The sequence below is a fragment of the Pseudaminobacter soli (ex Li et al. 2025) genome, assembly GCF_029892515.1.
Taxonomy (GTDB): domain Bacteria; phylum Pseudomonadota; class Alphaproteobacteria; order Rhizobiales; family Rhizobiaceae; genus Pseudaminobacter; species Pseudaminobacter soli_A.
The window spans coordinates 1,960,598-1,973,957 of the sequence record NZ_JARXVF010000001.1 but is presented as its reverse complement, the minus strand read 5'-3'; the positions used below and the strand labels follow the sequence as shown (position 1 = coordinate 1,973,957).

At 64.1% G+C, this 13,360-nt stretch carries 14 protein-coding genes; 8 read left to right on the top strand and 6 right to left on the bottom strand.

Going from position 1 to position 13,360, the window contains the following annotated elements; genetic code table 11:
• Positions 1-48: 48 nt before the first annotated feature.
• The 5 genes from M2281_RS09405 to M2281_RS09385 form a co-directional block, all read right to left on the bottom strand.
• The gene (locus M2281_RS09405) at positions 49-708 is read right to left on the bottom strand and encodes a phosphoribosylanthranilate isomerase (RefSeq protein WP_280820791.1); all 660 of its coding nucleotides are present in this window, start codon (positions 706-708) and stop codon (positions 49-51) included.
• A gap of 69 nt (positions 709-777) precedes the next feature.
• Positions 778-1,539 carry a M48 family metallopeptidase gene (locus tag M2281_RS09400; RefSeq protein WP_280820790.1) on the bottom strand — a complete coding sequence of 254 codons (762 nt, stop codon included), beginning with the start codon at positions 1,537-1,539 and terminating at the stop codon, positions 778-780.
• A 304-nt stretch (positions 1,540-1,843) separates the two neighbouring features.
• Entirely contained in the window at positions 1,844-2,284 is a 441-nt protein-coding gene (locus M2281_RS09395) for a DUF2852 domain-containing protein (protein ID WP_280820789.1), read from the bottom strand.
• A 112-nt stretch (positions 2,285-2,396) separates the two neighbouring features.
• The gene (locus tag M2281_RS09390) at positions 2,397-3,554 is read right to left on the bottom strand and encodes a benzoate/H(+) symporter BenE family transporter (protein WP_280820788.1); all 1,158 of its coding nucleotides are present in this window, start codon (positions 3,552-3,554) and stop codon (positions 2,397-2,399) included.
• A gap of 3 nt (positions 3,555-3,557) precedes the next feature.
• On the bottom strand, positions 3,558-4,331 hold the full coding sequence (locus tag M2281_RS09385; protein WP_280820787.1) for an alpha/beta hydrolase: 774 nt from the start codon (positions 4,329-4,331) through the stop codon (positions 3,558-3,560).
• 200 nt (positions 4,332-4,531) lie between these two features.
• On the opposite strand from M2281_RS09385, the gene infC reads away from it, so the two are divergent.
• The 8 genes from infC to M2281_RS09345 all read left to right on the top strand — a co-directional run bounded on the left by infC (position 4,532) and on the right by M2281_RS09345 (position 12,063).
• Positions 4,532-5,068 (top strand): translation initiation factor IF-3, encoded by a 537-nt coding sequence (gene infC / locus M2281_RS09380; protein WP_280821166.1) that lies wholly within the window; start codon positions 4,532-4,534, stop codon positions 5,066-5,068.
• 116 nt (positions 5,069-5,184) lie between these two features.
• Positions 5,185-5,805, top strand: coding sequence for a methyltransferase family protein (locus M2281_RS09375; RefSeq protein ID WP_280820786.1), 621 nt, complete (start codon positions 5,185-5,187; stop codon positions 5,803-5,805).
• Between the two features lie 169 nt (positions 5,806-5,974).
• A complete protein-coding gene (gene rpmI, locus M2281_RS09370) occupies positions 5,975-6,178 on the top strand; it encodes a 50S ribosomal protein L35 (protein WP_091915627.1) in 204 nt (67 codons plus the stop codon).
• A gap of 31 nt (positions 6,179-6,209) precedes the next feature.
• The gene (gene rplT / locus M2281_RS09365; protein WP_280820785.1) at positions 6,210-6,611 is read left to right on the top strand and encodes a 50S ribosomal protein L20; all 402 of its coding nucleotides are present in this window, start codon (positions 6,210-6,212) and stop codon (positions 6,609-6,611) included.
• Between the two features lie 153 nt (positions 6,612-6,764).
• Entirely contained in the window at positions 6,765-7,850 is a 1,086-nt protein-coding gene (gene pheS, locus M2281_RS09360; RefSeq protein WP_280820784.1) for a phenylalanine--tRNA ligase subunit alpha, read from the top strand.
• A gap of 22 nt (positions 7,851-7,872) precedes the next feature.
• Positions 7,873-10,278, top strand: coding sequence for a phenylalanine--tRNA ligase subunit beta (pheT, locus tag M2281_RS09355; RefSeq protein WP_280820783.1), 2,406 nt, complete (start codon positions 7,873-7,875; stop codon positions 10,276-10,278).
• A gap of 130 nt (positions 10,279-10,408) precedes the next feature.
• The gene (locus M2281_RS09350; RefSeq protein WP_280820782.1) at positions 10,409-11,011 is read left to right on the top strand and encodes a nucleotidyltransferase family protein; all 603 of its coding nucleotides are present in this window, start codon (positions 10,409-10,411) and stop codon (positions 11,009-11,011) included.
• Between the two features lie 65 nt (positions 11,012-11,076).
• Entirely contained in the window at positions 11,077-12,063 is a 987-nt protein-coding gene (locus M2281_RS09345; RefSeq protein ID WP_280820781.1) for a Gfo/Idh/MocA family protein, read from the top strand.
• Positions 12,064-12,121: 58 nt separating this feature from the next.
• Here the strand turns inward: M2281_RS09345 and M2281_RS09340 are convergent, their stop codons facing one another.
• Complete coding sequence (locus M2281_RS09340) at positions 12,122-13,210, bottom strand: zinc metalloprotease HtpX (RefSeq protein WP_280820780.1); 1,089 nt, start codon at positions 13,208-13,210, stop codon at positions 12,122-12,124.
• Positions 13,211-13,360: the final 150 nt, after the last annotated feature.

Here is a 13,360-nt window from a genome sequence, read left to right as displayed (position 1 = left end):
CACATCCGGCCGGAAACGCTTCCGCTTGCCAGACATGTCCTGCGTGGATCAGGCGGCGCGGTTGTCGGTTGCGGCCCGCACGGCCCGGAAGAAATTCTCGATCAGCGCCACGTCCTTGACGCCCGGCGCGCTTTCCACGCCCGACGAGATGTCGATGGCGGGCGGATTGGCAAGCTTGAGGGCGTCGCCGACATTTGCGGCGTTGAGCCCACCCGAAAGCATGTAATCGAGTCCAGCGTCAAGGCCCGCCAGCACGCGCCAGTCGAAGGACACACCATTGCCGCCCGGAAGCTCCGAGCCGGCCGGCGGCTTGGCGTCGAATAGGAAGCGGTCGGCATGCCCGCGATAGGGCGCGATCGCGGCCAGGTCGGCGGCCTCGCGAATGGCAAGAGCCTTTATCACCGGCAGGCCGTAGCGCTGCTTCACCGCCGTCAGGCGTTCGGCCGTTTCCTTGCCGTGCAGCTGCAGCATGTCGGGCGCCATTACGGCGACGATCTCGTCCAGCGTCGCGTCGTCGGCGTCGACGGTCACCGCCACTGCCTTGGCCCGGCCGTCTGCCGCCTGGCGCAGCCTTGCGGCTTCGCCAGGGGTGATGTGGCGCGGGCTCTTGGGAAAGAAGATGAAGCCGATATGGCTTGCGCCGCCCGAAAGCGCCGCCGCGACGGCCGCGTCGGTTTTCAGGCCGCAGATTTTGATGTCGAGTGCCATGTGTGGGGAGTGCCACGAAATGGTGGCGGAGTCGAGGAAAAGCGTCCGTAGCGGGGCGATATCCGCGGCTTACTCGAACACGATTGCCTGAAGGGCCGTGCCGTTGCGCTTCAGCCAGGCCTTGCAGCGCTCGGTGTCGGGGCAAAGCTCCTCGCAGAGCTGCCAGAAGCGGGGGCCGTGGTTCATCTCGCGCAGATGCGCCACCTCGTGTGCGACGAGGTAGTTTATGACCGGCGGCGGCGCCATCATGATGCGCCAGGAAAAGGACAGCGCCCCGTCCGAGGTGCAGGAGCCCCAGCGGCTCGACGTATCGCGAAAACGGATCGTCTTGGCACGTCGGCCGGCGGCCGTGCAGTGCTTTTCCACCAGCGCCTCGATGTCGCGCTTGGCCTCGCGCTTGAGGAAATCGGCCACGCGTCGCGGCAGATGCGCAAGCTCGCCATGTACGGTCAGCGTCGGGCCGTTGGCGTCGCGGCCGATCTTCGTCGTGCCGCGCTTGTCCGGTTCGTGCACGATCGTGTGCGGCACGCCGCGGATCGGCACCTTGATGCCGGGGCGCACCTGCGGGCGGTCCGGAATCTTTGCCAGTCGCTGTTCCAGCCAGCCTTGATGCCGGGTGAGGAAGCGGTCGACCTCGCCGCGCGCCAGTCCCGGCGGCACGGTGATGCGCAGGCCCCGCCCGCCAGCGTCGATGCGCAGCGTCAGCCGCGTGGCGCGGTCGTTCTCGACAATGCGCAAAGGCAGCGTGCGGCCCGCAACCTTGTGCTCGCGCTGCTGCACAGGCGACGGCGCTGGGCGGGACTGCAATGATCTCAGGAAACCGAACGGCATGGGGCGAGAATAAGTGATTCGGTTGCTATTGCGTCTAGGTTAGAAAGCCGAGAATCTATGAGATTGCGAGGCCTGGGGGGCGAATGATGAGAGATTGCGTTTGCGGGTGTGGTGAGCAAACTGCGGGTGGAGAGTTCCTGCCGGGTCATGATCAGAAATTGCGCGCGGAATTGGAACGACAAATAGGCGGCATTCACAAACTTCGCGAACTGGTAGAGCGAGAGCTTGGCCGAACCATCACTACTCGGAAGTAGAAACGGCGCCGCAGATAGCGGCGCCGTTGGAATGCTATGTCCGGCGTGGTTCAGCCTTCTTCGGGCATCGGGCCGGGCGACGACTTGCCGCGCCGGGTGGGCGCGGTCGAACGGTTGCGATTGGCCATGAAGCGGTCAAACTCTTCCTGGTCCTTGGCGCGCCGCAGTTCGCGCATGTAGTCGTCGAACTCGGTCAGCGTTTCGTCGAGCTTGCGGCGCTCTTCGGCGAGGCGTTCGAGTTCCTTCTCGCGCCAGTCGTCGAAGGCCACATTGCCGGTGCGCGAGCTCGCGCCAAAGCCGGATTTGCGACAGCCGGCGAACATGCCGTCCGTCGCCTTGTTGACATTGCGCTTGAAGCCGTCAAGCCGGTCGCCCCAGATGATATAGGCAAGCATGGCAAGGCCCAGTGGCCAGAACACCATGAAGCCGATCACCATCAACGCGATGGTTGCCGGCGTCCAGGCCGGGCGGATCAGTGCAGTCGTGTTCATGTTTTTCCGTTCCTTCGGTTCGGAGGCAGCCCATTCCGGCTGCTCCACAACGACATGGGAACGGAAAAACGGCGATTCAAGGCGGATTCGGCGGAATCCGGACAAGCGCCAGTCAGGCCGCGCGTTTTTTGAGGACCTTGGCGACGTCGAGCCCAAGCACCATCAGGCCGGCCATCAGTCCCCAGAAAGCGGCGCCGACGCCGAACATGGTCAGACCCGAAGCGGTGACGGCAAAGGCGGTGGTGGCGGCCATGCGCTCGTGCTCGTCCTTCAGCGCAATCGTCAGCGCATTCGCCAGCGGTGCCATCAGCGCCAGCCCCGCCACCAGCACGATCAGGCTCTGCGGCAGCACGGCGAACACCGCAACCAGCGAGGCACCGAACATCGCGAAGATCAGATAGGCGAGCGAATAGAAGGGACCGGTCTTCCAACGTTCGGCCGGATCTGGGTGGGCGTCGGGGCCGGTGCAGATCGCCGCGGAGATCGCCGCCAGATTGGTGGTGAGTGCACCGAATGGCGCCGATAGCAGCGAGAACAGGCCGGTCACCGAAATCAGCGGTCCCGGTTCCGGGTGGTAACCTGCGGCACGCAGCACGGCGAGGCCGGAAAGGTTCTGCGAGGCCATGGTGACGAGATAGAGCGGTATCGCCAGCCCTATGATCGTCGAAGCCGAGAAGGTCGGCGCAATCAGGGTCAGTGTCGAAAGCTCGGGCGCGGGCAGCCCGCCGACGCGTCCGGTGAGGAAGGCGAGCGCACCGCCGCCGACCAGCACGGCCAGCACCGACAGCGCCGGGTTGAACAGGCGGATGACGAAGAAGGCTGCGACCAGCGGCAGGATCAACACCGGATCGACGGGAATGGTCTTGGCCGCGTTGATGGCGAAGGTCACCACGATGCCGGCCAGCATGCCCGACGCGACAGAAGCGGGAATACGCGAGATCAGCCGGGTCAGCGGCTTGAACAGGCCGGTGATGATCAGAAGGAGTGCCGCCACGATGAAGGCGCCGACCGCATCGCTCATGGAAAAGCCGGAGCTTGCCGCCACAAGTGCGGCGCCGGGCGTCGACCAGGCGGTGATGACCGGCATTTTCGTGCGCCAGCTCAGCCAGGCGGTTTCGAGCGCCATGGCGAGGCAGATCGCGGTTACCCAGCTTGCGGTCTCGGCTCGGGTGGCGCCCACGGCGTCCGCGGCGGCGATGATGACCGCCAGCGTGCCGCCAAAGCCGACAATGGCCGCGACGAAGGCCGATACTGGAACCGAAAGCCGCATTGCCTACCCCCTTTGCGTGCTGATCGCCTCGACCGCGCGTATCAACATGTCGAGATCCTGTGGCCGCGACAAGCGGTGGTCGCCGTCGGGAATGAGCGAAAGCGTCACGTCGTCGGCGGGCAGCAGGCTCACCAGCCTCAGCGCATGGGCGTGCGGCACGTCCGGGTCGGCCAGTCCCTGCAGTACATGCACCGGGCAATGCGTGTCGATGGGGCCGCCCATCACGCGGTTCAGCCGGCCGTCCTCGATCAGGGCGCGGGTGTAGACATAGGCTTCCGACGAATATTCGGAAGGAACGTCGAAGAAGCCTTTCTTGGCGAGGTCGCGCTTGTGCGCGGCCGTCAGCTTCGGCTCGACCAGTTCGGAGGTGAAATCCGGTGCCGGCGCCAGGAGCACGATGCCGGCCACGCGTTCGCCTTCGCCGGCCTTGCGCAATTCCTGCACCATGCGCAGCGCGATCCAGGCGCCCATCGACGAGCCGACCAGAACCTGGGGGCCTTCAGTGAAGGTGCGGAACACGGCAAGGCTCTCGCCGAGCCATTTGGAGATCGTGCCTTCGACGAAATCGCCGCCGGACTCGCCGTGGCCGGAATAGTCGTGGCGCAGATAGGCGCGGCCGTTGCTCCCGGCCCAGCTACTCAGCGTCTCAGCCTTGGTGCCCAGCATGTCGGAGCGGAAACCGCCCAGCCAGACCACGCCGGGCTGGGTTCCGGCAAGCCGACGCAGGGCGATGGCCGTGCCGTTGACGTCGAGAAATTCGGGGGGCATGTCGGTCATGTCGTTTTCCTGTCGAGTGCAGCCCTTTTGACACAGCTCGAATCAGCCGCAAAGCCCGTAGCGTTGGCCCAGCAAACCGCGCGCTTTCTCATGGATTCAGGTGATTTATTGAATTTCATGTGCTATTGACTTGCGCCGCGCCTTACCGAAATAGGCGCAATACAGTCATTGAACGTCAACGGTTCGAGGAGATAACGACCATTCGCAGACCTTTCAAAGCAGCGGCGCCCACCAAGGACGGCCCGCGCTCAAATCGCGACATCCGGGTGCCCCGGGTCCAGCTCATCGATGTAGATGGCAGCAATCGCGGCGAAGTTTCGATCAATGAGGCTCTGTTGGCCGCCGAAGAGGCAGGCCTCGATCTCGTTGAGATATCCCCCAACGCCCAGCCGCCGGTCGTCAAGATTCTCGACCTCGGCAAACTGAAATACGCAAACCAGAAGAAGGCCGCCGAAGCACGCCGGCACCAGAAGACCATCGAGATCAAGGAGATCAAGATGCGTCCGAACATCGACACCCACGATTACGAGGTGAAGATGAAGGCTGTGCGCCGCTTCTTCGAGGAAGGCGACAAGGTCAAGCTGACGCTCCGTTTCCGCGGTCGCGAAATGGCGCATATGGAGCTTGGCATGCAGCTTCTGCACAAGGTTCGCGACGAAGTGGCGACGATCGCCAAGGTCGAGGCCGAGCCGAAGCTCGAAGGCCGCCAGATGATGATGGTGCTTGCGCCGCGCTGATGCGGCGTGAGTTGTGACTACGCCGTCGCTCCCGGGCGGCGCTCAAGACTGACTCCCGCAAAGGGCGGCGGCCTTCAAATTTTGAGAGCCGCCCCTTTTTTGTTCTCAAGGCAATCATGTCATCATCGTCCGATCTAAGCCGTTTCCAGCACCGTAGACGTCTGGCGCTGGCCGCACTCATCACCGTGGCCTTCGTGGCTCTCCTGTTCGTGCAGTCGGCGCTGCCGGCCGGCAGCAAGTCGCATGAGTATGTCGAAGTCGTCGGCTTCGTGCTCATCCTGGTTGCAATTCTCGGACGCACCTGGTGCACGCTCTATATCGGCGGACGCAAGAGCGCTGAGATCGTCGACAAAGGCCCTTATTCGGTGACGCGCAACCCGCTCTACGTCTTCAGCGCGATCGGCGCTGGCGGAGTGGGCGCCTTGATGGGCAGCGTGACCGTGGCGGTCATCTTTGCCGTTCTGACCTACCTGTCCTTCCTCTATGTCATCCTGGTCGAGGAAGACTATCTCAAGAGGACGTTCGGCGAGGTCTATCTTCGCTACCTGGACAGGGTGCCGCGGTTCTTCCCGAACTTCAGCCTCTTCAAGGATGCCGAGATGCTGTCGGTACGGCCGAAGACGCTTTACCGCACCTTCACCGATGGGCTCATCTTCCTGGTGGCATACCCCTTCTTCGAGTTCGTCGAATATCTGCAGGACAGCGGCGTCCTGCCGGTCCTGTTCCACCTGTACTAAGCGGTTAGCGGCCCGCGATTCAGCGGTTGCGCTTTGACTGCGCCGCCGCTATAAGGCCGCGTCCAGAACCGTCCGGCAGGGCATGCCGTGGCGGTTCCTGTTGCTTTTCGGGCTTTGGTCGGCCCGAAGCGAAAAAAGCGCAATTCAGCGCAGCAGAAAGGAAAGCAAAATGCCCAAGATGAAGACCAAATCGGCCGCCAAGAAGCGGTTCAAGATCACCGCGACCGGAAAGGTCCTGTCGGCTGCTGCCGGCAAGCGCCACGGCATGATCAAGCGCTCCAACAAGTTCATTCGCGATGCCCGCGGCACCATGGTTCTCGCCGAACCCGATGCCAAGAAGGTCATCAAGAATTTTCTGCCGAACGGCCTCTGAGCCCGGCTACGCGTTTTAAGGAGATCATGACATGGCACGTGTAAAGAGAGGCGTTACCTCCCACGCCAAGCACAAGAAGGTCCTGAAAGCCGCCAAGGGTTTCTACGGCCGTCGCAAGAACACCATCCGCATCGCCAAGCAGGCGGTCGAGAAGTCGCTGCAGTATGCCTATCGCGACCGCAAGGTTCGCAAGCGCAACTTCCGCGCCCTCTGGGTCCAGCGCATCAACGCCGCTGTGCGTGAGCATGGCCTGACCTATGGCCGCTTCATCGACGGTCTCAACAAGGCCGGCATCGAGATCGATCGCAAGGTGCTGTCCGACATGGCCATCCACGAGCCGCAGGCTTTCGCCGCGCTCGTTGCCAAGGCCAAGGTCGCGCTTGAGTACCTGAAGAACACGACCCCGAACGCTTTTGAAAGCGCAGTCGCTTAAAGACCAGCGCTTCCCAAGCTTCGACATCAACTGACTGGGAAACCCGCGCTGGCAGGGCTAGCGCGGGTTTTTCGCATGAAAAAGGCCGGAAACGGCAGCCGGGCGACCGGCGATATCTCGGATCACGGGCCGCAATCGGCCAAAGGGATGACGATGACAGAAATTGATCAACTCGAACGATCGATCACCGAGGCCATTGCAGCGGCCTCCGACGAGCAGGCGATCGAGGCCGTGCGCGTGGCCGCACTGGGCAAGAAGGGCACGATCTCCGAACGGCTGAAGACGCTCGGCGCCATGAGCCCGGAAGAGCGCCAGTCGATGGGCCCGGTCATCAATGGCCTGAAGAACCGCGTCACCGACGCGCTGGTCGCCCGCAAGGCCGAGCTGAAGGATGCGGCGATTGCCGTGCGCCTCGCCGCCGAGAAGGTCGACGTCACGCTGCCGGTTCGTGGGTTGCCGGCCGAACGCGGCCGCATCCATCCCATCAGCCAGGTCATCGACGAGATCGCGGCGATCTTCGGCGACCTCGGCTTTTCGATCGCCGAGGGTCCGGACGTCGAGACCGACTATTACAATTTCACCGCGCTGAACTTCCCCGAAGGCCATCCGGCGCGCGAGATGCACGACACCTTCTTCTTCAATCCGGATGAGAAGGGCGAGCGCAAGGTGCTGCGCACGCACACCTCGCCGGTGCAGATCCGCACCATGGAGACGCAGAAGCCGCCGATCCGTATCGTCATTCCGGGCAAGACTTACCGCCAGGACAGCGACGCCACCCACTCGCCGATGTTCCATCAGGTCGAGGGCCTGGTCATCGACAAGACGGCCAATGTCGCCAACATGAAGTGGGTGCTGGAAGAGTTCTGCAAGGCCTTCTTCGAAGTGCCGTCGGTCAAGATGCGCTTCCGCCCGAGCTTCTTCCCCTTCACGGAGCCGAGCTTGGAAGTCGACATCCAGTGCGACCGCTCGCGTCCGGGCGAAGTGCGCTTCGGCGAAGGCAGCGACTGGATGGAGATCCTCGGCTGCGGCATGGTGCACCCCAACGTGCTGCGCGCCGGCGGGCTCGACCCCGACGAGTACCAGGGCTTTGCCTGGGGCATGGGCATCGACCGCATCGCCATGCTGAAATACGGCATGCCGGACCTGCGGGCCTTCTTCGACGCCGATGTCCGCTGGCTGGCCCATTACGGATTCCGTCCGCTCGACATACCGACCTTGTTCGGCGGGCTGAGCAACTGATCGAGCGGCGAGGGATAGAAAAATGAAATTCACACTCTCCTGGCTGAAAGACCATCTCGAGACCGACGCGTCGCTCGAGGAAATCGTCGAGCGCCTGACCTCGATCGGCCTCGAAGTCGAAGCCGTCGACGACAAGGCCGCGCTGAAGCCGTTCGTCATCGCCAAGGTGCTGACGGCCGCGCGTCACCCCGACGCCGACAAGCTGCAGGTGCTCTCGGTCGACACCGGTGCGGGCGCGCCCATCCAGGTCGTCTGCGGCGCTCCCAATGCGCGCGCCGGACTGATCGGCGCCTTTGCCGCCCCTGGCACCTATGTTCCCGGCATCGATGTCACGCTGTCGATCGGCAAGATCCGCGGCGTCGAAAGCCACGGCATGATGTGCTCCGAGCGCGAGCTTGAGCTTTCGGACGAGCACAACGGCATCATCGAGCTGCCTGAGGATGCGCCGGTCGGCACGTCCTATGCGTCTTACGCCAAGCTCGACGACCCGGTCATCGAGATCAACCTGACGCCGAACCGCCCGGACGCCACGGGCGTCTACGGCATCGCGCGCGATCTCGCCGCTTCCGGCCTCGGCAAGCTCAAGACGGCGCCGGTCGAGCCGGTTGCCGGCAAGGGCGAAACGCCGGTCAAGCTCACCATCGAGGCGCCGGAGCTCTGCCCCGGTTTCGCGCTTCGCCTCGTGCGCGGCGTCAAGAACGGCCCGTCGCCGAAGTGGATGCAGCAACGGCTCATCGCCATTGGCCTGCGCCCCATCAACACGCTGGTCGACATCACCAACTACATGACCTTCGATCGCGGCCGGCCGCTACATGTGTTCGACGCCAAGAAGGTCGCCGGCAACCTCACCGTGCGCCGCGCCAAGGACGGCGAGAAGGTGCTGGCGCTCGACGGGCGCGAATATGAGCTGACGTCCGAGATGTGCGTGATTGCCGATGCCGAAGGCGTCGAGTCGATCGCCGGCATCATGGGCGGCGCGCATTCGGGTTGCGACGAGAACACCACAGACGTGCTGATCGAGTCCGCTCTGTGGGAGCCGCTGAATGTCGCCCGCACCGGCCGCCATCTCGGCATCATCACCGATGCGCGTTACCGCTTCGAGCGCGGCGTCGACCCTGAATTCATGGTTCCGGGGCTGGAGCTAGCGACGCGCATGGTGCTCGACCTCTGCGGCGGCGAGCCGGCCGAGACCGAGGTTGTCGGCTATGCCGGCCACAAGCCGAAGGTCGTGTCCTTCCCGGTTTCGGAGGTGAAGCGCCTCACCGGCATCGAGGTTCCCAAGGACGAAAGCCTTTCGATACTCTCGCGCCTCGGCTTCAAGCCGCTGGGCAACAGCGATGTCGTTGATGTCGAGGTGCCGTCCTGGCGCCCGGATGTCGACGGCAAGGCCGATCTGGTGGAAGAGGTCATGCGCATCCATGGCGTCGACGAGATCGCGCCGCAGCCGCTCGGCAGCCACGATGCAGTCAACGGCAAGATCCTCACCACGCTGCAGATCCGCAGCCGCTCGGCGCGGCGCGCACTTGCCGTCCGCGGCATGATGGAGGCGGTCACCTGGTCGTTTATCTCGGCCAAGCAGGCCGAGCTGTTCGGCGGCGGCAAGCCCGAGCTGAAGCTCGCCAACCCGATTGCGGCCGACATGTCCGACATGCGCCCCTCGCTGCTGCCGGGCCTGCTGACGGCCGCCCAGCGCAATGCCGATCGCGGTTTTGGCGACGTCGCGCTGTTCGAGGTCTCCGGCACCTATGAAACCGACACGCCCGAAGCGCAGCGTCGCGTTGCCGCCGGCGTGCGCCGCGGCACGGCCAAGCTGGACGGCGCAGGCCGCAGCTGGGCCGGCAATGCCGGTGCGGTCGGCGTGTTCGATGCCAAGGCCGACGCGCTCGCAGCCCTTGAGGCCGCCGGCGCGCCGGTGGACAAGCTGCAGGTCGAGACGGGTGCGCCCTCGTGGTACCACCCGGGTCGCTCGGGCGTGATCAAGCTCGGGCCCAAGACCGTGCTCGGCACCTTCGGCGAATTCCACCCCAGGACGCTTGAGGCGCTCGACGTCTCCGGCCCGGTCGCCGGCTTCGAAGTCTTCATCGACGCCATCCCGGAGCCGAAGGCCAAGCCCACCCGCACCAAGCCGAAGCTCGAGCTTTCGGCCTTCCAGGCGGTGAAGCGCGATTTCGCCTTCGTGGTCGACAAGGCGGTCGAGGCCGGCACGCTGACGCGCGCCGCCGCCGGCGCCGACAAGAAGCTGATCACCGGCGTTTCGGTCTTCGACGTGTTCGAGGGCGCATCGCTCGGCGAGGGCAAGAAGTCGATCGCCATCGAGGTCTCGATCCAGCCGGTCGAGCGCACGCTGACCGACGAGGATTTCGAGGCGCTTGCGGCCAAGATTGTCGAAAACGTCAAGAAGCAGACCGGCGGCGTGCTGCGCGGCTGATAGCTTCTCAAAGGACCAAGGAAAGGGCGCCATCCGGCGCCCTTTTTGCTTGGGCTGTCATCTGGCTGTCAGTTGACCGGGGCCTTGTCGCGGTGTCGACTTTGATCGATTCGTGCCGAGCGGAGTCCTCATGACCCATCTGCGCCTTTCGGGCCTGCCCTTCGAGCAGCAGCGCGAGCATCTGGTCTCGATCCTGCTAGCCGATCCGCTGGTCGGCGAGGCTCTGCGGCGCGCCGACAGGCTGGATTTGCCTGACTGGTGGATCGTCTCGGGCGCGCTCTACAACACCGTCTGGAACCATCTGACGGGCAAACCCTCGGGTTATGGCATCAAGGATGTCGACCTGTTCTATTTCGACGCCAGCGACCTGTCTTGGGAAGCCGAGGACGTAGCCATCCGCAAGGGGGCAGAGGTTTTTGCCGGTCTGAGCCACCCCGTCGAGATCCGCAACCAGGCGCGGGTCCACCTGTGGTTCGAACAGCATTTCGGCCAGCGTCGGGAGCCGCTTACCTCCAGTGCCGAATCCCTTGGCCATTTCGCCGCCAGGACGCACGCCGTCGGTGTCAGGCTCGATGCGACAGGAGAGATGGAAGTCTGCGCGCCCTTCGGGCTGGACGACATCTTTTCACTGCGCATGGTGCCCAACCGCATTCTCGACAACCGCGCGACCTATGAGACCAAATCCTCACGCGCCCAGGCGATGTGGCCGGAGCTGGCGGTCGAGGCCTGGTGAGGCTTTCCTTCCGGCGCGACTGCCTTTAGCCTCCAGCCGTCCACGAGAGCGGGGGAGTCAAAAGAATGTTTCGGTGGGGAGTTTTGTCGACGGCCAAGATCGCGCGCGAGCAGGTGCTGCCGGCGATCGCCGATGCCGACAATGGCGTGGTCGCGGCCATCGCCAGCCGCGATGCCGGCAAGGCTCGTGCGTTGGCCGATCGTTTCGGTGCGCCGCATGCCTTTGGCTCCTATGAGGAGCTTCTGGCTTCGGATGTGGTCGATGGCGTCTATATCCCGCTGCCCACCTCGCAGCATGTCGAATGGGCGGCCAAGGCGGCTCAGGCGGGAAAACATGTGCTGGTCGAGAAGCCGCTGGCGCTGAAAGCCGAGGACATCGCCCCGCTGATCGAGATTCGCGACCGGAAAAAGGTGCTGATCAGCGAAGCCTTCATGGTGTTTTATCATCCGCAGTGGCGAAAGGTGCGCGAGCTGACCGCCGATGGCGCCATCGGCCGGCTGCGCCACGTGCAGGGCGCCTTCAGCTATTTCAACGTCGATCCGGGCAATATGCGCAACCAGCCTGACCTCGGCGGCGGCGCGCTACTCGACATCGGCGTCTACCCGACGGTGACGACCCGGCTGGTGACGGGCAAGGAGCCGCTGCGCATCCAGGCAAGGATCGAGTGGGACAGGGGGTTCGGTACGGATATCTATTCCAGCGTCAAAGCCGATTTCGGCGATTTCGAGCTGAGCTTCTATTGCTCCACCCAGATGGCACTGCGCCAATCCATGGTGTTCCACGGCGAGACGGGCTTGATCGAGGTGCATGCCCCCTTCAATGCCGGCGACTATGACCACCACAGGGTCGAGCTGCACAACCAGAAACGCAATGAGGCGACAGTGTTCCGTTTCCCCGGAACGCGCCAGTACCGGCTGCAAGTCGAGGCTTTTGCCCGTGCCGCGCAAGGCAGTGGCGAGCCAGTCTTCACGCTGGAGAACTCGGTCCTCAACCAGCAGATGATCGATGCCATTTTCCGCGCCGGCGAGCACGACGGCTGGGAACAGGTCTAGAGCATGATCCCGAAAAGTTGCAGACTTTTCGGACAAGATCATGCTCCAAAAAAGGCCTTCACCAGTAGACGCCGCCGCGTGTCAGCCGGATGCGCGGGCGCCCCTTTGGCGGGTTGAGCGCCACGTCGCTGGCCGGCCTGTCGAGATCACTGTCGGGCTCCATGGCGAAAAGCGTAGGAAAGCCCATTCCGCCGAAATGTGGTCCGGACGACGGTCGGATATGCGGAACGATCGAATGGCTCTTCCGGCGCGGCGACATGGCATAGGCGTCGAGGGGCGCTTCGCCGGCATGCGCCGACTTCAACGCCATCAGCCGGGCGATGCGGTCTTCTGTGCGGGGATGGGTGCGCAGGATCGACGGATCGGGAATGCGCCCGCCGGGCAGCAGGATGCTTTCCCAGCGCCGGCCCTGCGCCTGTTCGAGCTTGGTCAGCGCCGAGGCAAGGCCGTCCGGGTCGCCGGTCAGGCTCGCAGCGCCGAGGTCCGCGTCGAATTCGCGAGTGCGCGACAGCGCCATCTGCAGCAGCCCGCCGATCGTGGGGGCCATGAGCAGCACGATCACGCCCAGCCACGGCACGTGGTGACCGGTGCCGCCGACGAAACCGCCGATGTTGAAGAACAGCGAGAACAGGCCGACCGTCGACATGATGGAGGTGAAGCGGGCCACCATGTCGGCAAAGGCCATCACCTTCACGTCCTCGTTGGCGATGTGGCTCATTTCGTGGGCTAGCACGCCGGCCAGCTCGCGCGTCGACAGGTTACGCGCCAGCGCATCGGTGATGGCGATGGCCGAATCCTCGCGCCGGCCGACGGCGAAGGCGTTCATCATCTGGGAGGGGATGATGTGCAGCTTCGGTATGCTTGGCAGGCCGGCGCGTCGGGACAGTTCGGAAACGATTCGCAGGCCCGCCGGGAAGGTTTCGGGCGATACGGGCCGGGCCTTGTACATGCTCAGCACCATCTGCGGGGTGATCCGGCGGATCGCCGCCATCGAGATCGCGCCGAAGATCAGCGCGCAGATCATTCCGGTGGGGCCGCCAAAGGCCCAGGCAGTCACCGCAAGCAGGAACAGGCCGGCGGCGCCGAGCATCCAGGTATGGATCGTGTTCGCCATGCGATTGCGGCGCTGCGCAAAGAGATCGATCATCCGGTTGCGGCTCATATATCCAATATGGTGTGGCCGGATCGATTTGACCAATATGCGACTTGGAGGGGTCCTTCTGGGCGCTTGCGCAGTGTGAGACCTCTTCTTATATACGCCCGATGATCGTCCCGATTGCCGCAACCGAGGCGGCGT